General features: G+C 58.5%; 17 protein-coding genes and 1 pseudogene. 8 read left to right on the top strand and 10 right to left on the bottom strand.

Translation table 11 applies throughout. The annotated features are described in order from the left end of the window. Nucleotides 1-64: 64 nt before the first annotated feature. The 4 genes from BW33_RS04610 to BW33_RS04595 form a co-directional block, all read right to left on the bottom strand. On the bottom strand, nucleotides 65-1,078 hold the full coding sequence (locus tag BW33_RS04610) for an iron ABC transporter substrate-binding protein (RefSeq protein WP_047597338.1): 1,014 nt from the start codon (nucleotides 1,076-1,078) through the stop codon (nucleotides 65-67). Between the two features lie 186 nt (nucleotides 1,079-1,264). Next, entirely contained in the window at nucleotides 1,265-2,782 is a 1,518-nt protein-coding gene (locus tag BW33_RS04605) for an ArnT family glycosyltransferase (RefSeq protein WP_047597337.1), read from the bottom strand. Next, on the bottom strand, nucleotides 2,779-4,500 hold the full coding sequence (arnT, locus tag BW33_RS04600; RefSeq protein ID WP_047597336.1) for a lipid IV(A) 4-amino-4-deoxy-L-arabinosyltransferase: 1,722 nt from the start codon (nucleotides 4,498-4,500) through the stop codon (nucleotides 2,779-2,781). Before arnT ends, BW33_RS04605 begins: the two co-directional genes overlap by 4 nt. A 294-nt stretch (nucleotides 4,501-4,794) precedes the next feature. Beyond that, nucleotides 4,795-5,337: a histidine phosphatase family protein gene (locus BW33_RS04595; RefSeq protein ID WP_330217156.1), complete on the bottom strand. Its 543-nt coding sequence runs from the start codon at nucleotides 5,335-5,337 to the stop codon at nucleotides 4,795-4,797. Between the two features lie 374 nt (nucleotides 5,338-5,711). Here BW33_RS04595 and BW33_RS04590 point away from each other — a divergent pair. Then, a pseudogene (locus BW33_RS04590) lies at nucleotides 5,712-6,125 on the top strand (sensor histidine kinase); the annotation flags it as partial. On the opposite strand, the gene BW33_RS04585 reads toward BW33_RS04590, so the two are convergent. The 5 genes from BW33_RS04585 to BW33_RS04565 form a co-directional block, all read right to left on the bottom strand. Then, on the bottom strand, nucleotides 6,083-6,634 hold the full coding sequence (locus BW33_RS04585; RefSeq protein ID WP_047597332.1) for a PqiC family protein: 552 nt from the start codon (nucleotides 6,632-6,634) through the stop codon (nucleotides 6,083-6,085). The pseudogene BW33_RS04590 and the gene BW33_RS04585 sit on opposite strands and share 43 nt — an antisense overlap. Before the next feature lie 16 nt (nucleotides 6,635-6,650). Next, nucleotides 6,651-8,306 (bottom strand): PqiB family protein, encoded by a 1,656-nt coding sequence (locus BW33_RS04580; RefSeq protein ID WP_047597331.1) that lies wholly within the window; start codon nucleotides 8,304-8,306, stop codon nucleotides 6,651-6,653. 161 nt (nucleotides 8,307-8,467) lie between these two features. Then, complete coding sequence (locus BW33_RS04575; RefSeq protein WP_047597330.1) at nucleotides 8,468-9,769, bottom strand: NAD(P)/FAD-dependent oxidoreductase; 1,302 nt, start codon at nucleotides 9,767-9,769, stop codon at nucleotides 8,468-8,470. Next, nucleotides 9,766-10,854, bottom strand: coding sequence for a polyamine ABC transporter substrate-binding protein (locus BW33_RS04570; RefSeq protein WP_047597329.1), 1,089 nt, complete (start codon nucleotides 10,852-10,854; stop codon nucleotides 9,766-9,768). Before BW33_RS04570 ends, BW33_RS04575 begins: the two co-directional genes overlap by 4 nt. Nucleotides 10,855-11,012: 158 nt before the next feature. Beyond that, complete coding sequence (locus BW33_RS04565; protein WP_047597328.1) at nucleotides 11,013-12,371, bottom strand: glutamine synthetase family protein; 1,359 nt, start codon at nucleotides 12,369-12,371, stop codon at nucleotides 11,013-11,015. 161 nt (nucleotides 12,372-12,532) lie between these two features. On the opposite strand from BW33_RS04565, the gene BW33_RS04560 reads away from it, so the two are divergent. The 7 genes from BW33_RS04560 to BW33_RS04530 all read left to right on the top strand — a co-directional run bounded on the left by BW33_RS04560 (nucleotide 12,533) and on the right by BW33_RS04530 (nucleotide 19,452). Then, the gene (locus tag BW33_RS04560) at nucleotides 12,533-13,429 is read left to right on the top strand and encodes a helix-turn-helix domain-containing protein (RefSeq protein ID WP_047597326.1); all 897 of its coding nucleotides are present in this window, start codon (nucleotides 12,533-12,535) and stop codon (nucleotides 13,427-13,429) included. A 96-nt stretch (nucleotides 13,430-13,525) separates the two neighbouring features. Beyond that, complete coding sequence (locus BW33_RS04555; protein WP_047597325.1) at nucleotides 13,526-14,035, top strand: sigma-70 family RNA polymerase sigma factor; 510 nt, start codon at nucleotides 13,526-13,528, stop codon at nucleotides 14,033-14,035. Further along, nucleotides 14,035-14,997, top strand: a complete 963-nt coding sequence (locus BW33_RS04550) for a FecR domain-containing protein (RefSeq protein WP_047597324.1) — start codon at nucleotides 14,035-14,037, stop codon at nucleotides 14,995-14,997. Before BW33_RS04555 ends, BW33_RS04550 begins: the two co-directional genes overlap by 1 nt. Before the next feature lie 67 nt (nucleotides 14,998-15,064). Then, nucleotides 15,065-17,467: a TonB-dependent receptor gene (locus tag BW33_RS04545; protein WP_047597323.1), complete on the top strand. Its 2,403-nt coding sequence runs from the start codon at nucleotides 15,065-15,067 to the stop codon at nucleotides 17,465-17,467. A gap of 132 nt (nucleotides 17,468-17,599) precedes the next feature. Then, complete coding sequence (locus BW33_RS04540) at nucleotides 17,600-18,115, top strand: cupin domain-containing protein (RefSeq protein ID WP_047597322.1); 516 nt, start codon at nucleotides 17,600-17,602, stop codon at nucleotides 18,113-18,115. Between the two features lie 246 nt (nucleotides 18,116-18,361). Then, a complete protein-coding gene (locus BW33_RS04535) occupies nucleotides 18,362-19,102 on the top strand; it encodes a hypothetical protein (RefSeq protein WP_236645194.1) in 741 nt (246 codons plus the stop codon). Between the two features lie 128 nt (nucleotides 19,103-19,230). Then, complete coding sequence (locus BW33_RS04530) at nucleotides 19,231-19,452, top strand: hypothetical protein (RefSeq protein WP_047597321.1); 222 nt, start codon at nucleotides 19,231-19,233, stop codon at nucleotides 19,450-19,452. Between the two features lie 48 nt (nucleotides 19,453-19,500). Here the strand turns inward: BW33_RS04530 and BW33_RS04525 are convergent, their stop codons facing one another. After that, entirely contained in the window at nucleotides 19,501-20,469 is a 969-nt protein-coding gene (locus BW33_RS04525; protein WP_047597362.1) for a hypothetical protein, read from the bottom strand. Between the last annotated feature and the right edge of the window lie 95 nt (nucleotides 20,470-20,564).

The following is a 20,564-nucleotide window of genomic DNA, read 5'->3' as shown; positions in this document are numbered from 1 at the left end:
GCGGGTGGGGGAGGCTGGCGGGGGCCGTCCCAACGGCCGGTGCAGGCAAGGTTTCGGGCATCACTCAGAGCAATCCGGCCTGGGTCATCAGCTCGACGGCTTTTTTGCTGTCGAGGGTCGACGCATCGACTTTCGGCGCGTCGAGGGTTTTCAGCGGGGTCAGCTTCGGATTGGACGGCGCGTCTTTGCCCACGGCGTATTCGAAGGAGGTGCCGGTTTCGAGAACTTCCTGACCTTCCTTGCTGGTGATGTATTTGACGAACGCCTGCGCCTGCTCCTGATGTTTGCTCGAGGCCAGTACGCCAGCGCCGGAGGTGCTGACGAACGCACCCGGATCCTGATGTTTGAAGTAGTACAGCTTGGTGTTGTTGCTGTTTTCGCCGGTCTTGGACTGATCGACGAAGCTGTAATAGTGATAGATCACGCCGCTGTCGATCTGCCCGGCGTTCACTGCTTTGAGCACCGCGCTGTTGCCGCGATAGATCGTCGCGTTGGTCTTCATGCCCTTGAGCCATTCCAGCGTGGCGGCTTCACCTTTCTGTTGCAGGACGGCGGCGACGATCGCCTGGAAATCCGCGCCAGCCGGGGAGGCGGCCCAACGGCCTTTCCAGGCCGGAGTGGCGAGGTCGAGCAGGGATTTGGGCAGGTCCTTTTCAGTCAACTTGCTCGGGTTGTAGACGAACACGGTGGAACGCGCGGCGATGCCGACCCAATTGCCGTGGGCCGGACGGTAGGCGGAATCGACTTGCTCAAGCGTTGTTGGCGCCAACGGGGCGAACAGTTTGGCGTTGTCCACCAGCACCATTGCCGGGGAGTTCTCGGTGAGGAATACGTCTGCCGGCGAGGCGGCGCCTTCCTGCACGAGCTGGTTGCCCATCTCGGTGTCATCGCCGTTGCGAATGGTCACCGGGATTCCGGTTTCTTCGGTGAACCCGGCCACCCAGGCCTTGGTCAGCGTTTCATGCTGCGCGTTGTAGACCACCAGACCCACCGAATCGGCAGCAAAAGCCTGCCCGGTGCCGAGCAACGCAGTGGCCAGCAATGCGCGCTTGAAGAAGGATGGAAAGCGTGGATTCATTCGGGCAGCTCCTGTTTTCAGACGTTATGAGCAAACCCTCGCAGGAAACAATGCGAACGATTTGCAAGTGTCGAGTCGCGGCAATGTAGGGTGGCAAATGAGAAAAAAACGTCAAGGAAACCGTTAATACTTGTCATTGCCATTCGAATTTACCGCGACTTGCTACTTTTGTCTTAACGTCATTGCTCAGGAGTGGGGGATGTAAGCCACGCTCTGGTCTGCACGCCCGTGGAATACCTGTTCGCCACGGGTCGGGGTGGTGGTGATGACCTGATGATCAGCCTTCAGCGCATCGAGTGGCACGGCTTCACCGGAACGGTATTGCGCCACGAAGATCGTGCGTTGCGGATCCCAGTGTTCTCCACTGGTGCGTTGCAGCCAAGCGATCAGCGTCGCTGTGTCGCCATTGTGCGGGAAGTCCCTGATCGTTTCCGGCACGTAGTAGAACGGTGCACCACCGGTTTGCAGGTACATCGGTACTTTGTTGTCGACCTCGATCATGACCATGCGCCATTGATTCAACGGTGCCTGCTGACTGGCCTGTTCGCGAACCTGCTCGCCGAAGCGGATGACACCGCCGCCGCTATTGGTCCACGGGTAAAGCACACCCAGTACCGCGACGAGCAACACAGTGGTGACAGCGAAGCCGATCTTCAGCCCACGGCCTTCGCTGTTGCGGGCGGCCATGCGCCGGGTCACCCACCAGGCACCCAACAACTGCGCGAAGGGCACCAGCGGCAAGACGTAATAGCTGCGGCGACTGCCACTGGCGGTGAAGAACAGCATCAGCAACGCGAGCCCTTGAATCAGCCAGCGGGTATCCGGTTCGATGTGCTTCCAGTTGCGCGCGGCAACCCACAAGGCGATCAACCAGCACGGCGCCCAGGGCAGGGTGTAGACCGGCAGATAGATCAAGTAGGTGTAAATCGGCCCGAACTGATCGAACGGCTGGAAAAACCGCACGACGTTTTCACGCAGCACCAGGCCGAGGCCGCTCTGTTCGTAGTTGGGCGCCCCGTAGAGGTGGGACAACAGGAACGGCGTCATGTAAAACGCCCCGGCGATCAATAGCGCGCCGAACAGTCGCAGGTTCAGATGACGTTTCCAGCGGTGTTCGCTGAGCAGGTGCGGCAGCAGCACCAGCCCCGGCAGGATGAAACCGATCAGGCCCTTGAACAGCGAGGTCAGCGACAGCAAGCCGAAGAACACCACGTAGCGCCAGAACCGGGTGTCATCCGGGCCGCGCCAGTACCACCAGACGGCCGCCAGTACACCGCAAACGGTGAGGATGTCGGCGGTGGCGACTCGCGCCCAGAACACGAAATAGAACGTGGTCGCGAGCATCCAGCCGGCGATCAGCCCGGTGCCTTTGCGAAACAGTTGCTCGCCGATCAAGTACACCAGCCACACGCTAAGCCACGCGGAAATCACCGATGACAGGCGCAACGACCAATGCCCCAATCCGCCGGTGAACCATGAGGTGGCGGTGATCAGCCAGTACGACAGCAACGGCTTGTCGTAGTAAGGGCTGCCCTTGAGATAGGGGTCGAAATAGTCGCCGCTTTGCAGCATCTGCAAGGCGATGTTGGCCCAACGGGTTTCCGGCCCCCACAGCTCGCGACTGCCCAGGCCGAGCAGTAACAGCAGGGCAGTCGCCGCCAGCAGAAGCAGCAACTGCCTCCGTTCAGTCCTGGTCTGGGTCATGGCTGGCTCTGGCTGAAGATGAGGATTTCGATCTGCCCACGGCGGTAGTGCTTGCCGTCTATCGGCAGCAGCTCCAGTTGTTGCGCATCCGAAGTGCTGTTGACGCGCATCACCACGCCCACCGAGCCTTTTTTGCGCGCTTCGGTCATCCATTCGCCTACGCCGTCGAGGCTGACCTTGCGTGACGCCATGGCCGGGTCATCGAGGCCGTACTTGAGTTCGCCAACGGTGTTGAACAGGTCGACTTGCGGGCGACGCAAACGCCATGACAACGCAGAAGCGGCTCCCAGGTCGTTACTCAGCAACGAGGTGGTTTCGCTCAGTTCCTGCTGATGTTCGGCAATGAACTGATCTGGCATCTTGCTGTTGACGATGGTCGCCGGCATCGCCGCTGGCAGCAGTGCGACAAGCAGGCCGATGCCCAGCGCCGGCATCGCCCACAGCGTCAGCGGGCGCAAGGCTTGCAGCGAACCGGCAATCAGCCAGCCGAGCAGCACGATATAGCCCAGCGACAGGCTGAACATTTCGGTGTGTTCGTAAATTTCACGGGTCGCTTGCAGATAGATCAGCGCGACCAGCGCGGCACTGGCCAGCACCACGTTGACCACACCGTTGAGGCGCAGGACGCGACCGTTCTGGCGCTCGAGCCAGCCCATCAGCGTGTGGCCCATCAGCAAGGCCAATGGCAGCAGGCACGGCATGATGTAGGTCGGCAGTTTGCCGCTGCTCGCGCTGAAAAATGCCAGCGGCAGCAGGAACCACAACGCCAGAAAGCCGATTTTCGGATCGCGTTTTTCCCGCCAGGTGCGCAGCAGCGTCGAAGGCAACAGCAGCGCCCACGGCAAGGTGGACGCAAACAGCAGCGGCAGGTAGAACCACCATGGTCGTGCGTGCTGTGCGTCTTCGCCGGCGGCGAAGCGGCGGATGTGTTCGTGCCAGAAGAAGAACCGCCAGAAATCCGGTTCGCGGGCGTGCACGGCCAGTGCCCATGGCACGCTGACCAGCGCGGCCACGACAACGGCAACCAGTCCATAACGCACCAGCTCGCCGAAGCGCCGCTGCCAGATCATGTAGGGCAGGGCGATCAGCACCGGCAGCATCAGGGCGAGGAAACCTTTGGTCATCAGCCCCATGCCACAAGCGAATCCCAGCAAAGCCCAGCCGCCCAGACGCGCGCGCGGGGTGTCGCTGTCGATGGCAAACCAGATCGCCACCAGACTCAGGTTGACCCACAAGGTGAACTGCGGATCGAGGTTGGCATAGCCGGCTTGCCCTGCGATCAGGCCGAAGCTCATATAAAGGAGGGCGCACGCGGCGCTGATTCGCGGGTTGTTCCACAGGCGCCGGGCCAGCAGATAGGCCAGCCACACGCTAATCCCGGTGCTGAGTGCCGAGGCGATGCGCACGCCGAACAGGTTTTCACCGAATATGGCCTGGCCGATGGCGATCATCCAGTAGCCGGCAATCGGCTTTTCGAAGTAGCGAATGCCCATGAAGTGCGGTGCCACCCAGTTGCCGCTCTGCAACATTTCCTGGCTGATCTGCCCGTAACGGGGTTCATCGGGAATCCACAGGCCGTGGGTCATCAGCGGCAGCAGATAAAACACCACGAATGCCAGCACCAGACCGGGGATCGCAAAGCGTTCGATCAGGGTGCTCTGGTGGAGGCGCGGCAAATTCAACGCCGCTTGGTGCAGCGGTTTGTTTTGAGACGTCATGACTGGACCTTGGTGCAGTACAAAGTGTGCGTTTCAGTGGCGGCCCGGCAATTTCCGTTGCAGGCGCGGCACTGGGTTGAATGAATGCAGAGGCGAGCACCGCCGATGGGCGTGTCCTGTATTCAGAGAACGGATCTGCTTCCAGCTTTAAGTTCTCCTTGAGAAGACAAACTTTAAATGAAATATTTCCAGTTGTTGAAAGTCAAAAATAATTCTTATTGCAAATTCATAGGTGCCTATACGCCGTGCCAGAGCATTGGCTGAGGCGTGGACTTATTTAATTAAGCCTGATGATTACTTGGCCAATCGTTGCCATCCCTCGGGGTTCATGAGGCCAATTACTTCAAGTTTTCCCAGGGCATCTATCCGGGCTAAAACAGTGCTGCCATATTCGGCGGCGATCGCGCGCGGGTAACCGGTTTGCCGTTCGAAATCGGCTATGCAGCCGCTGTGTGTCACCAGAATCATGTTCTGCCCCGGGGTCTTGTGCGCCACCAACTCATTGCGCAACGTCGGGCCACAGGTTTCCAGCCATTCCGCCGCCACGGCATCGTGGCCGAGCATGTAATGCGCGGTTTGCAGGGTGCGCGTCAGCGGGCTGCTGAAGAGCTGGGTTTTTTCCAGGCCCAGTTGCGTAAAGCCACGGCCTACCTCGACTGCAGCAATGCTGCCAGCTTGGGTGATTCCGTCTGCCGGCCCCAGACAGGTATTGGTCGAGCGGTCGCAACGCTCGGTATGACGCACCAGTGCGACGACCTCACCGGCCTGCCAGGCCTTCACCCATTCCTGGGTAGCCGACGCACTTGCATAGCGCAGGTTGGCGGGCGAGCGTTGCATCCAGACGAAGCCGCAAATCAGTGTAATCAACAGCAAACCGACAGCAATGATTGCCCAGGTGCGCGGTCGAGACAGAACCCATCGCCTGGACGGTGATTGTACGTGTACTAATTCAACCACGACGTTGCCCCTTGTCATTCCCGAGTTCCACTCAGTACACGCACAGTGCAACGTAAGCTCCAGGAGGTTAGTTACTTTACGGTGGTCTACTTGAATGGCTGCTGAACACTACGTTCAGAGTCGTGGCGGAGCAGTGAAGATCATGTGAAAAATTTGCGAGAGAGGCGCAGGCATTAACGGAAAAGGCTATTTGATAAATAAACTCAAATAGTCGTTTTGTTTATTTTGGCCACTTAAGCGCACACCGTTGATGACTGATTCGTGAAAAGGGCTTGGAATTCATCTACGAGCCGCGACTGGCGGGCACCACGCGTTATGACCTGACATTTCTGCAGTCGGTCATGGGCAATCTGTTGCGCAACGCCTGGCACTGCACCGATCAGGGCTTTGTAAGGTTGACCCTGCTCAAGGACAGCTTCGTGGTCGAGGACAGCGGCATCGTTATTCCGGAGGAGAAACGTCACGCGATGTTCCAGCCATTCGTGCGCGGTGACGAGCAGCGCGGTGAAGGCCTTGGGCTGGGATTGTCACTGGTGCAGCGGATCTGCAGCCGTCAGCGCTGGCAGGTTCAGTTGGTGACTCGCGAACCGAACGGCTGCCGTTTCACCGTCACGCTGTTGGCGACTCAGGAGGCCGACGGGCAGGCCCGAGAATTGCCCGCCGCCTGATTGATCAGGGCAGCCAGGCGTTTGACGTTGTTCTGTTGCGCGGCCACCAGGTCGTCGATGCTTGGGCCGGACGCTGTTTGCAAGGTTGAATGGCACGTCAGCAGAGCATTGTCCGCCGCACCGCTGGGACGCAGGCGCCATTTGACGTCGATCAGCCCGTACTGACCGGGGATGGAGTCGAAACGCTGCACATCAATGCGCACCGAGACATTGCCGCGACTGCCGGTATTGCTCAGTTGATCGTTCAAGGCACTGCGCAACTCATCCGCCAGACTCGCTCCCCACCACTGGGTTTCCAGAATCGCCAGGCCGTTGTTGCCCTGACGGATGACGATTTGCGGACGGTCGACCTGCGGCGGCACGCTGATCCCCTCTATCGGAATCTGCGCGCCGGCCCGGGACGTCGGCAGTTGCACCGGGGTCAGGGTGTGAAAGTTGATCGGCTCGCTGCGGCAGGCGCCCAACAGCATGAACGCAGCGAGCACGGTGATCTTCAGCGGTAAAGCCATGGGGTAGCTCCTGTGCTCAATTGCGCGGTGGACCTTTCAGATCCAGTGGCGCCGCGTTGTCGGGACGGCCGCGAATCAGCGATTCCGGATGGCGCCCGAGATAATCTGACAGCTCACGCAGCGAACGCGACATGCGCCCGAGTTCGTCGAGGGTCTCGGTGAGTTTCTCGCGCTGCGGCGAATCTTCGGCCAGCGTCGAGCTGGCGGATTGCAAGGTCTTGCTGACGTCGGCCAGGGTGGTCTGCACGCTTGGCAGGGTTTTCGCGTTGAACTGGGTCAGGCCTTTGCGCAGTTCCACGAGGTTGCTGTCGAGGTTGCCGGCAATCCGTTCCACCGGCAATTTGTTGAGCTTGTCGACCACGGCTTCGAGTTTTTCCTGCAACTGTTCGAGGCTGCCGGGCACGGTTGGCAAGACCACCGGCCGGGCGGTCGCGTCGAACGCGATTTTCTCGGCTTTCGGGAAGAAATCCAGCGCGATGTACAACTGCCCGGTCAGCAGGTTGCCGCTGCGGGCCTGGGCCCGCAGACCATTGTCGACGAAGGTGCCGAGCAGACGAATGCCGGCAGCTTCGTCGTCGGGGTCGTGCTTGAATTCGGAGAGCATTTTTTTGTAGGCCTGGCCGAGGCGCTGCGGATAAATGACGATGCCGACGTTAAGCGGAAAGGTGCGTTTCTTCGCGTCAAAATCCAGATTGATCCCGACCACCCGGCCGATTTCCATGCCGAGAAACTCCACAGGTGCATCAACCTTGAGCCCGCGCAAGGACTGTTCGAAACGCAGCACCATGTATTGCGCCTTGCCGTTGGGCGGGGCGAGGGCGGTCTGCTGATCGGCGAACAGTTCGAAGTCCTTGTCGTCGGCGGCGGCCACATCGTTGGGGCTGTAATCCGGCGCACGGAAGGCAATGCCGCCGACCAGCATGGTTGACAGCGACTCGGTCTTCACCGAAAAGCCGTTGGCGCCGACATTGATGTCGATACCGCTGGCGTTCCAGAAACGGGTGTTTTCGGTGACGAACGCGTCGTTCGGCGAATGGATGAACACCTCGATGTCCACGCCCTTGCCCTCGGGATTGAGGGTGTAGGTAACCACCTGACCGACCGGAATCTTGCGGTAGTAAACCGGCGAACCAATGTCCAGCGAACCGAGATCCGGCGCGTGCAGCATGAAGCGCTTGCCCGGCTCGCCGTAAGTGATCGGCGGCGGGTTCTCCAGGCCCTTGAAGTGTTTCGCGCGGCTGTCGGACTGGCCGATATCGGCACCGATGTAGTCGCCGGAGAGCAGGGTGTCGATGCCCGAAACGCCACCGGCGCCGATGCGCGGGCGCACCACCCAGAAGTGCGAGTCTTCGCGGGTAAAGGTTTCGGCCTGCTTGGCCAGTTTGATGGTGGCGTCGACGCTCTTCTGATCGCCGCTCAACTCGACATCCGTCACCTGACCGATCACCACATTGCGGTATTTGACTTCGGTCTTGTTGGCGGTCAGGCCACTGCCGGTCTTGAAGTTGACGACGATGGTCGGGCCTTCCTGCATCAGGTTGTGCACCACCAGCGAAATACCGACCAGCACCGCGACGATCGGCACGATCCACACCAGTGAAATACTGAAGCGACGCGTCTTGATCGGCGCTTGGCCCGGTGCTCGTGGCTCATCGGCGGCTGACGACTTCATCCATGTCCTCCTCGGTTTGGTGGATGCTGAGCGTCAGGAACGCAAAAGCACTTCATCAATATAGAAGTGCTTGGCGATAGAGCAAATTCACGGGCTTATGTGGATTTGTGTAGGAGCTGCCGAAGGCTCGGGCCGCGGCAGCTCCTACAGGGGGGGAGTGTTCAGCCGAGGATTTCGCGCAGGCGATACCAGAACATGCCCAGTGCCAGCAGCGGCGAACGCAAGGCCGGGCCGCCGGGGAAGGTCATGTGCGGCACGGCGCTGAACACGTCCATGCCCTGACTTTGGCCGGCGTGAATGGCCTCGCCCAGCAGCTTGGCGCACCAGTGCGTGACGTTGAGGCCGTGACCGGAATAACCCTGAGCGTAGAACACGTTCGGCTGCTGCTTGAGCCGGCCGACCTGCGGGAAGCGGTTGGCGGTGATGCCGATCTTGCCGCCCCATTGATAGTCGATGCGCACGTCGGCCAGTTGCGGGAAGACCTTGAGCATCTTCGGACGCATGTAAGCGGCGATGTCCGCCGGATCGCGGCCGGAATAGTGACAGGCGCCGCCAAACAGCAGGCGTCGATCCGCCGAGAGCCGGTAGTAATCGAGGCCGACTTTCTGGTCGCACAACGCGAGGTTCTGCGGAATCAATTGCGCGGCACGTTCCTCGGACAGCGGTTCGGTGGCGATGATGTAACTGCCGGCCGGCAGGACCTTGCCGCTGAGTTGCTGTTCGAGTTCATCCAGATGCGCGTTGCAACCGAGCACCAGACTGCCGGCGCGAACGCTGCCGGTGGCGCAACGCACTTCAACGGTTTCGCCATGAATGATCTGCAGCACCGCGCTCTGCTCAAAGATGCGTACACCGAGGGATGCCGCCAGACGCGCTTCGCCCTGCACCAGATCCAGCGGGTGCAGATGGCCGGAACCCATGTCGATCAGACCACCGGCGTAGATGTCGGCATTCACTACTTGCTGGCGGATCTGGTCGGGGCCTACCAACCGGGTTTCATGGCGATAGCCAAGTTCGCCGAGGCTGACTTGCTCCTCCTTGAACGCGGCGAACTGCGCCGGGGTGTTGGCCAGTTCGCAGAAGCCCCAACGCAGGTCGCATTCGATGGCGTTCTCGGTGATGCGCTGGCGCACCAGTTCCACCGACTCGATGCCGGCGCGCTGCAAATAACGTACACCTTCGTTGCCGACGTAACGGGCAAAGCCTTCGACCTCATGACCGATACCGCGAATCAACTGACCGCCGTTGCGCCCGCTGGCGCCCCAGCCGATGCGCCGGGCTTCGATCAACACCACCGACAGCCCGCGTTGCGCCAGTTCAATCGCGGTGTTGACCCCGGTGAACCCGCCGCCGATCACGCAGACATCGGCGCTGAGATCAGCGTCGAGTGCCGGCCAGGACTTGCTGCCCCGGGCCGAAGCGGCGTAATAGGAGCGGGCGTGTTCTTTGCTGTACTGATTCATTTGTTCGACTTCACTTTGCTCCAGGACCGGGTCATCAGACGCATGATCGCCTGGGGCGGGGTAGAGGAGATGTAGAGCTTGTCCAGCACGGCCTGGGACGGGTAGACCTCGGGATTGTTCACCAACGCCTGATCCATGTATTGCTTGGCAGCCGGGTTCGGATTGGCGTAACCGACCGAAGCGCTGACCTTGGCGATCACTTGCGGATCGAGCAGGTAATTGATGAAGGCGTGGGCTTCCTTGGTGTTGCTGGCGTCGGCCGGGATTGCCAGCAGGTCGAACCACAGGTTGGCGCCTTCCTTCGGAATCGCGTAAGCGATGTTCACCCCGTTCTTGGCTTCCTTGGCGCGGTTGGCCGCCTGGAACACGTCACCGGAATAACCGAATGCCACGCAGATGTCGCCATTGGCCAGGTCGGAAACGTATTTCGAGGAGTGGAAATAGGTGATGTACGGGCGGATGCTCAGCAGTTTGGCTTCGGCTTTTTCATAGTCTTCCGGGTTCTCGCTGCGTGGGTCCATGCCCATGTAGTTGAGGATCGCCGGGAACACTTCGTCCGCCGAATCCATCATCGACACGCCGCATTGGGTGAGTTTCTTCAGGTTCTCCGGTTCGAACAACACCGCCCAGGAATCGATGTGATCGATACCGAGCACAGCCTTGACCTTGTCGACGTTGTAGCCGATGCCGTTGGTGCCCCACAGATAGGGGACCGAGTGCTGGTTGCCCGGGTCGTTCTTTTCGAGCAGTTCGAGCAGCTTGGGATCGAGATTCTTCCAGTTCGGCAATTGCTCGCGATCGAGTTTGAGGAACGCGCCGGCCTTCACCTGGCGCGCGAGGAAGTGGTTGGATGGCACCACCACGTCGTAGCCGGTACGGCCGGCGAGCAGTTTGCCTTCCAGGGTTTCGTTGGAGTCGAAAACGTCGTAGATCACCTTGATCCCGGTCTTGGCCTGGAAGTCGGCGAGGGTGGTTTCACCGATGTAGTCGGTCCAGTTGTAGACACTGACCTGTGGCTGAGCCAGGGCTGCGGTGCTGCACACCAGCGCCAGTGCGGCGGGAACCATGGATTTCAATAGACGCATATCGACACCTCTTCGAATTTTTTGGATTTTTCAGGTGGTTCGCTAATCCATGTGGGAGCGAGCCTGCTTGCGAAAGCGGTGGGTCAGGCAACATTGATGGTGACTGTGCTGACGCCTTCGCGAGCAGGCTCGCTCCCACAGGGGATATATGGCGTGGATCAGACGCTGAGCAGCAGGAACTCGCGCTCCCAGGAGCTGATCACGCGTTTGAAGTTTTCATGCTCAGCGCGTTTGACCGCGACGTAGCCGCGTACGAACTTGTTGCCCAGGTAACGCGCAACGGTGTCGCACTCTTCCATTTGCGTCAGCGCGTCTTCGATGGTGATCGGCAGGCGCAGGTTGCGGCGTTCGTAGGCTCGGCCTTCGACGGCGGCACTCGGCTCGATGGCTTCGACCATGCCGATGTAGCCACACAGCAGGCTCGCGGCGATCGCCAGATACGGGTTGGCATCGGCGCCCGGAAGGCGGTTTTCCACGCGCATGGCTTCCGGCCCGGAGGTCGGCACACGCAGGCCGACGGTGCGGTTTTCTTCGCCCCATTCGACGTTGACCGGTGCCGAGGTGTCCGGCAGGAAGCGGCGGAACGAGTTGACGTTGGGCGCGAACATCGGCAGCACTTTAGGGATGTACTTCTGCAGACCGCCGATGTGATGGCGGAACAGCTCGCTCATCGTGCCGTCGGCATCGGCGAAGATCGGCTTGCCGGTGGCGATTTCCACCACGCTCTGGTGCAGGTGCATGGCACTGCCGGGCTCGTCGCCAATCGGCTTGGCCATGAACGTGGCGGTAACGTTGTGCTTGAGCGCCGCTTCACGCAAGGTGCGTTTGAACACGGTGATCTGGTCGGCCAGATCCAGCGCGTCGCCGTGACGGAAGTTGATTTCCATCTGCGCCGGGCCGTCTTCGTGGATCAGCGTGTCCAGATCCAGACCTTGCAGCTCGCACCAGTCGTAGACGTCTTCGAACAGCGGATCGAATTCGTTGGCGGCATCGATCGAGAACGACTGTCGGCCGCTTTCGGCACGGCCCGAACGGCCCAGTGGTGCCTTGAGTGGCAGGTCCGGGTCTTCGCAGCGCTGGGTCAGGTAGAACTCCATTTCCGGCGCAACGATCGGCTTCCAGCCCTTGTCGGTGTACAGCTGCAGGACTTTCTTCAGCACGTTGCGCGGCGACAGCTCGATCGGGTTGCCGAACTTGTCGAAGGTGTCGTGGATGACGATGGCGGTCGGCTCGATCGCCCATGGAATCACATACACGGCGTCGCTCACCGGTTTGCAGACCATGTCGATGTCGGCCGGGTCGAGCAGGTCGTAGTAGATGTCGTCGTCGACAAAATCCCCGGTTACCGTTTGCAGCAGCACACTTTCCGGCAGGCGCATGCCTCGCTCATGCAGGAACTTGTTGGTCGGTGCGATCTTGCCGCGGGCGATGCCGGTCAGGTCGCTGACCACACATTCAACTTCGGTAATCTTGTGATCTTTCAGCCACGTGAACAGCTGATCGAAAGGGGCATTCATAAAGACCTCGTTATTGGTTTTATAGACGCCGGGGAGGGCGGGTTTCATCTTCCGACCCTTCCCCTGTGGCGCGTTGACGACTATCTTGGGCGTGCCTTGCAGTTCCATCTATCCACTTTAAGCAGCACCAAAGCGCACCAAAAGAGTGCGCAAGGTCTCCCATGACAACGTGTAATCCGCTACAGGTTCAGGCTTTCAATACCGCTGATGTCACCGAACAAATCCGCGCCACGCCAGGTTGGGTTCAGCATTACCAGCAGATGTCTCCCGGGCATTTCGCCGGGCAGATTCGCTATCTGGACCTGGAGGGTGTGCAGGTCTACGAAGAACAGATGAACACCCGCGTCGAGCAGACATTCAGCGCGCCGTCAGGTGCCTTGGCGTTCTGTTTTGATCGCAGCGACAACGCGCTGTATCTGCTCAACGAAGACAGCCGCAACATCTGGATCACCCCGGAGAACTACCAGGAAATCGCGGTGGTGTTCGGCCCGGAATTCGTCCGTCAGCACGGTCTGGAAGTGGCGAGACTCGAGGGATTGTTCATGGCACCGCTTAACTGCGGGCAGAACGCCTTGTTCAGTCGCTGGTTAAGCTCAACTCTCACGAAGTTGTCGCAAGCTGTTGATCCGTTTGATAAAGACTCACTGACTCAGCAGTTACTCGAAGACTGCTTGTTCATCCTCGACAACGCGCACACCCGTCTTGATCGCAGCGGATTACAGCGGCGCAGCGAAGAACGCACGATCATGAAGCGAGTAGGGGAGTGGGCGGCGGATTCGCCGGAAGACACTGTCAATCTGCTCGAACTGTCGCGCGTGGCCGGGGTGCCGTTGCGGCAATTACAGCAGGCGTTCAAGGCCTACACCGGGATGACCCCGAGTCATTGGCTGCGTCTGCGTCGACTGAACAGCGCACACCGCGAATTGCTCAAGCGCCGGCCCACGGAAACAACCGTGGCCGAGGTGGCGATGCACTGGTCGTTCTGGCATCTGGGGCGGTTTTCCAGCAGTTATCGGGCGCTGTTCAAAGAGCTGCCGAGCGAGACGCTGAAACGCTAGAGATTGCCGTCACGGGCAAAAAGATCTTTGTGTCCCAAGCGAAGTTAATTAGAATCAGTCTCATTTGAATTCTAACTTCGCGCAGGGTCTCTTGAGATGATTGAAGCCGCCACGCCATCGGAGCAGAGCCTGCACGCGCTGTACCGCGATCACCGAGGCTGGCTGGAAACCTGGCTGCGTCGACGCATGGGCAATGCGTGGGATGCGGCGGACCTGAGCCAGGACACCTTCTTGCGTGTGCTGTGCAGCGCGCAACCGATTGCCGAGATGCGCGAGCCACGCGCCTATCTGCTGACCGTGGGCAAGCGTCTGCTGAGCAACTTCTACAGCCGCCGCAGTCTGGAAAAAGCCTACCTCGAAGCCCTCGCGCAACTGCCGGAGGAGTGCGTGCCGTCGCCCGAGCAGCGTTGGCTGCTGCTGGAAACCCTGCAAGCGCTGGATGAATTGCTCGATGGTTTGCCCCGAGCGGTGCGTCGAGCGTTTTTATGGAGTCAGCTTGAAGGCCTCGGTTACCGCGAAATCGCCGAGCGCCTGCAGGTGTCCGAGCGCACCGTCAAACGTTACATGGCGCAGGCCTACGAGCATTGTCTGCTGGTGGATCTTTGATGCGCGTTGCTCCCAGTGATGAAGCCCGCGAAGTCGCCCGCGCCGCCGCGCAATGGCTGGCGTTGATTGAGTCCGGCGAAGCTGGCGCTGACGATCATGCGCAATTGCAGACCTGGCGCAACAGCGATAGCCGGCATGAAATCGCGTGGCAGAAAATTCAGCGCTTGCGCGAACGGTTTTCCGCACTGCCTTCCGCGCTGGCCATGGCTACGCTGGATCGCCCGGACGCTGCGCGTCGGGCCGTGCTGAAACGCGCGCTCGGCATCGGGGCACTGGTGCCGGCGGCCTGGCTGATCAGTCGGCAACTGCCGCTGGATGTCTGGCGCGCGGATTTGCACACCAGCACGGGTGAACACAAGCGATTGCGGCTCGCGGATGGCAGTTCGTTGCAGCTCAATACCGACAGCGCCGTCAATGTGGATCTTGCTGCCGGTCAGCTGACGCTGGTGCGTGGAGAGATGGCCCTTGACGTGCCTGGCGACTCAGCCCTGATCATCAATCTGCCGTACGGGCGGATCATCGTCAGTCACAGTGAGATTTGCGTGCGTCTCAATGAGCGTGACTGCAATGTGTCGGTGGTCCGTGGCTCGGTGCAGTTGCGACCGTCAAGCGGGCCGGCGCTGATCCTCAATCAGGGCCAGCAGATCAGGCTGCAGGCTTCTGGTGCGGGATCTGTCCTGGCGTTTGACAGCACAATGCCGAGCTGGCGCGACGGTGTACTGATGGCGCAAAACCAGCCGCTGGGGGATTTTTTGCGCGAATTGAGCCGTTATCGCCCAGGCGTGCTGCGCTGGGATCCGGAGCTGGAGTCGTTGCGCATCACCGGCAGTTTTCGCCTGGATAACACTGATCAAGTGCTCTCGCTGTTGGCTGCCAGCTTGCCGATCGACGTGCAGAAACGCACGCGCTTCTGGATCTCTCTCGTTCCGCGAAAACCCTCTCAGTCAAAAAAAACAGCTTGATACCTGTCCCTTTTTTTCGCCTCGCTGGTCATTCCAGGCAAGTGAATCCAATCGAGAGCTTGTTCCTATGCCTGCAGTATTTCCAGGTCGTTTACGCCCGTTGTTGCAGTTGAGCCTTCTGCTGAGCCTGAGTGCCAGCCCCGTGTTGATTCCTTACAGTTGGGCAGAAAGCGCCGACCGCCGCGGTTATCAGGTGCCGGCGGGCAGCCTGGGTGCTGCGCTGACCCGTTTTGCCGGACTGGCCGGGGTCAATCTGTCGGTAGATCCTGCCCTGGTCAGCGGGCGCAACAGCAATGGTTTGTCGGGTGAGTTTGGCGTGGAGGAGGGCTTCGCCCGGTTGTTGCTGGGGTCCGGTCTACAGCTGCAACCGGCGGGCGACCGCGCTTACACAGTCATTCCTGCGCCGGACGGCGGCAGTCTGGAACTGGCCCCCACTTCGATTCTTGGATCGACGGGTAGCACGGATTCCGAGGTTTTTGCCGGTGGCCAAGTGGCGCGCCGTGGCTCGCAAGGGCTGCTGGGTTCCAGGGATTTCATGGAGACCCCGTTCAGCATGACTACCTACACCAGCGAAACGGTGAAAAACCAGCAGGCTCGTACTCTGGGCGACCTGATCGCCAGCGATCCTTCGGTGCGTGCGACCAACCCGGCAGGCGGCCGTTATGAGCAATTCACCATCCGCGGTTTCAGCCTGTTCAACAGTGATGTTTCCTACAACGGCCTCTACGGGGTTCTGCCCACTTACACGATCGACATGGAAATGGCCGACCGCGTCGACATCCTCAAGGGCCCGAGCCAACTGATCAACGGGATTTCGCCGCGGGGCAGTGTAGGAGGGGGGATCAACGTGGTGCCCAAGCGCGCCGGCGATCAGCCGAATACATCGCTGACGACCAGTTACGCCTCGAACAATCAGCTCGGCGGCGCCGTCGATATCGGCCGTCGTTTTGGTGAGGACAACCAGTTCGGGCTGCGTTTCAACGGAGTCAAACAATCGGGTGACACTGAATGGGATCATCAGAGCGTCGATCGCGACATGGCCGTGCTGGGCCTGGATTTTCGCGGTGAGCGTCTGCGGCTTTCCACCGATATCGGTCACACCGAGCGCGACACCGATGCACCGCAAGAACGCGTGCAGGTCGGTGCAAACGCTAAAGTTCCGGATGCGGATGATGTGCGCGACAACTACGCGCAACCCTGGAGCCAGGCGCGAACCAAGGATACGTTTGGCACGTTCAATGGCGAGTTCGACGTCAGTGATTCGGTGATGTTGTATGGCGGCGTCGGCGCCCGTAAAAGTAACCACGATTTCCTTCGGCATGCGGTGTCGGTGACCAACGACGCCGGCGATTTCAGCGTTCAACCGAGGGATTTCACCCGTGATGAAAATGTCCGGACCGCCACGGCGGGTGTGCGCAACTGGTTCCATACCGGTTCGATCAGCCACGAGGTCAACCTGGCAGCCAATTACTTCTACATGGATTTCGAAAATGGTGGCGCGCGGTATGCAGCAGGGCGCAGCAATCTGTATGACCCGGTGGAAACCGCAAAGCCGCGCACGCCAACACGCTACGACGCCAAGGTCTACACGGAAAACCGCTTCAGCGGCGTAGCACTGTCCGATACGCTGGGGTTCTTCGATGATCGCCTGTTGCTGACCCTCGGCGCCCGCTGGCAAAGGGTTCAAGTCGACGACTGGAGCGATGATGTGAAGGGCGACACCGCTTATGACGAAGAAAAGCTTTCGCCATCGGGCGGCATTCTGTTCAAGGCGACGGACAAGCTCTCGCTCTACGCCAACTACATGGAAGGCCTCAGCCAGGGGAAAATCGCGCCATCGACGTCAGTCAACGAGGATGAAATCTTCCCGCCTTTTATCAGCCGACAAGTCGAAGTCGGGGCCAAATATGACGCGGGTTCGTATGCTCTGACAGCGTCCGTGTTCCGGATCAAACAGCCTGCGTACGAAACCAACGCCTCGACACGAGTCTTCGGCCCGAACGGCAAACGACAGAACGATGGTGTGGAGTTGAGTGTGTTCGGCGAGCCGTACAAAGGGTTTCGATTGCTCGGCGGCGTGATGTACATCGACAGTGAACTGACCCAGACCACCAATGGAACCTTTGACGGGAACCGCGCGCCCGCAACCCCCAAATACAACGTCAATCTTGGCGCAGAGTGGGATGTACCCAGTGTGCAGGGGCTGACGCTGACAGGGCGCGGAATCTATTCGAGTTCGCAGTATCTGGATCAGTCAAACCAGAAGGAAATCGACGCCTGGGAGCGGTTCGACGTGGGGACGCGTTACGCCTTTAAAGTGGACGACAAGACCATCACCGTACGCGCCAATGTCGAGAACGTATTGGATAAACGCTACTGGAGTTCGGCAGGCGCATCAGATGACAGTGAACCCGGTTTGACGCTTTCGACACCAAGGACTTATCTGCTATCGGCAACGGTGGATTTCTGAATGGTTTCCTTGAACAAAGAAGCCTGCAAAAGAGGGTAAATCCTCCGAAATTCAGCGATCTACTGTTAACTACACTAAATAGCCGTTTAGTAGAGCTATCGTAAAATACGCCGCCATCCACCGGAGCAGACCATGTCTCAACGCAAAGTAAACGCACAAGCCTTGATTCGCGCGCTGGATCTGCAATCTCACGTGGAAGGCGGTTATTTTCGCAGAACCTATCAGGCCGATCATCGAGAGATGCTCGATACCGTCGGTGGCCCACGGTACCTGATGACTTCGATTTACTATCTGCTGACCGAGCAATCACCGGTGGGCCAGTTTCATTTCAATCATTCCGACATTGTGCATTTTTTCCATCTGGGCGATCCCATCGAGTACAGCATGATCCACGCTGACGGCTCGCTGGAAACGCTGGTAATGGGCAACGACATTCTGGCGGGACAGCATCTGCAAATGCATGTACCAGGCGGAATCTGGAAAGCTTCGCGACTGCTGGAGGGAGAACATGGATTTGGCTTGATCAGCGAAGCCGTGTCACCGGGATTTGATTTTGCGGACATGGAGATGGGTGATCGACGCAAACTGATTGCGCGATTTCCACAGCATCGGATGCTGATTGAACAGCTGACATGTGAAGGTGATTGAGGCTTAGGAATTCAAGCAATGCGAAGGTCTCGAAACGAGAGGTTTCAGAGTGAGGTTCTGGATTGAAATGTGGCGTGCAACCGGGCTGATTCTGGAATATCTTGTTACGTGTAATGTATATTATGTTAAACCAGATGCCATGTTAGAAATGTTCATAAGGCTCATAAGGTACTGATTCGACAAACCCGCTTCTTCTCTTCCGGTCAGCGTGTGCCGCTGCTTGTGCAGGATGGTCAGGCGGCGCCATTGCCCAAGCTAGTCCCATTCATCTACGTCCAGCTCAAGCTCAGGCATCGTGCATACAACACCGCCGCAGCGCACCTGCGTGCGATCCAGGCGTTCTACACCTATGCCAAAAGCCGAGATCTGGATATCGATGAAGCCATCTTAGCGGGCCACTTTGAGGCGATTCTGGCTTTACTGGATGGTTACGCCATCTGGCTCCAAAGCGGCCGTCAGGCCGATAATCTGGTCGCCCGAATCGGCACAGCTAAAACGACATCTTTTCCGCTGATCGATCCGCGCACCCGTGACCAGTACCTGCGGCTGTTGAAGCAGTACCTGTCCTGGTGTGTCACCCGATACATCCCGCGCGCCCGTCAGAACTCAACCATCCTGGCTAACATCGAGGTGGTATTTGCAGATGTCGCCGATGTCATTGAGCGGCGCTTTGAGAGCCATATCATCAATGCTCGGCCCGACCACACTCGCTACCGCAGCCTGACAGATACACAACTTCAGATCATTCGCACACTGATTCACCCGGGCGCTGCGGAGAATCCGTTTCCGGAGCGACTGCAGTTGCGCAATTGGCTAATGATTGAGTTGCTGCTGGAGACGGGTATCCGTCGCGGAGAGCTTCTGAAGCTCTACACCACGGATATCAATCAGGGATCTCAGCATACCTATGTCAGTACCAATGATCGCGAACATGATCCCGGCGAACCTCGAAGCCCAGCGTGTCTCGGCAGCCTGGAGCCGACTTGACAGTTAAGGAGGCTCGCCGTGACCAAATCATCCGATCAAGAACACGCTTCACCCGCCTCCTCTTTTCTTGGTTATGTGTTTGAAGAGCCGGTTCAGGTTGCGATTCGAACTCGAACTAATGACTAGCCATGTACGTCAATACTCGATTGAGCGTTTGGACGTGGTACGACGGCGGAACCGCTATGAAAATAGATTGGGCCGCGCTCCACATGAATCCTGACCTCATGCAAATCGTCAAATCGCTCGAGGCCTATGCACTGGAAAAGTATGCTCCGGTAACGGCATTGGAGCTGTTCGGGCGACTAGTGGAGAGCGGTATCTCAGTCAAGTTTCTTGATAGTGCCAAGTGAGCAGATCCTGCAAGCTTATGGCTACACAAAAGATGATAGCTTCTCGCTTTACTCGGTGGACCTTGTATTGCTTCCATTACGGTAGTCGCACTTTTTTCGAGTGAAATCGCCGGGGGCAATTACGGCCCCGTCAAAGACGGTGACAAAATCTATATTTTCTAGCTTGTACGGTGCTACCAATACCGACTCTTGGGCGTTTCCGAGGAAAACTACTGGTTTATTGGCGTCTATGTTGGCGCAGTCGTGCGACTGATTAAAGTCTAAGGCGTGCGCCATCAAATACACCTTCTCGGGCACGCGAGAGTCGCTCAATTGTCCATTGGACCAATTCCATCCATAAAAAAGAATAACCCCAGATACGAAAATGGAAAGTAATGAATACAGCGGTGGTAGTTCATCTTGCTTGCCAGTGATCTTATCCTTTAGCCAACCGATTGCAGCAAAGACATGAACCACAAAAAGGGTTGTGGTTACCGCGAACACAAACGGAAGTAACAGTTTAAATACCATTAACCCTGTCATATAAACCAGCGTTATGGGCAGTGCTGACGCATCCGCATGAAATACGGCATTGATATAGCCGGCCGCTTTGCCTCTTGCGTAAATAACCACGCAAGACAAAGCTATAGATACGATAAGTTTGGTGACAGTAAAATCCCAGAGCGACTTCACAAATGCTGAGCGTTCGAGTGATACACCAACAAACATTGTGCATAGGGCTACGCCCCATAACCGAAAAGCCAGAGTGTGTTCCCTTACCCACTCGATATCGCTGCCAGCGGCACGAGTGATAGCTAGCATGAGGCCTATGAATCCGAGCAGGCCCAAAGCTATCTTCAGGTTTTGACTGCGTTGCTCCTGTTGCCGACTTTGCGCTCTTAACCATTCGTTCAAACCTTGGTTAATACCACGCACGTGGTACTTCAAAGACTTTTGGCGATTGTAGGACATATCGCTTTCAGAACCACTTAGCTCGTGATGAATGCCTTCAAGACGCGCTTCTATTTCCTTGCTCATGTCGCTATCACCAACTCCATTAAAATCGATCATCGCGCGGCAAGAATACAGCGCTCATCGGCTAGGCACTCATGTATTGGCATGAGCAAGAAGCT

The organism is Pseudomonas sp. RIT288 (genome assembly GCF_000631985.1).
Lineage (GTDB): Bacteria > Pseudomonadota > Gammaproteobacteria > Pseudomonadales > Pseudomonadaceae > Aquipseudomonas.
Note: the sequence above shows the minus strand (reverse complement) of the source record. Positions and strands in the feature narration are given on the sequence as shown.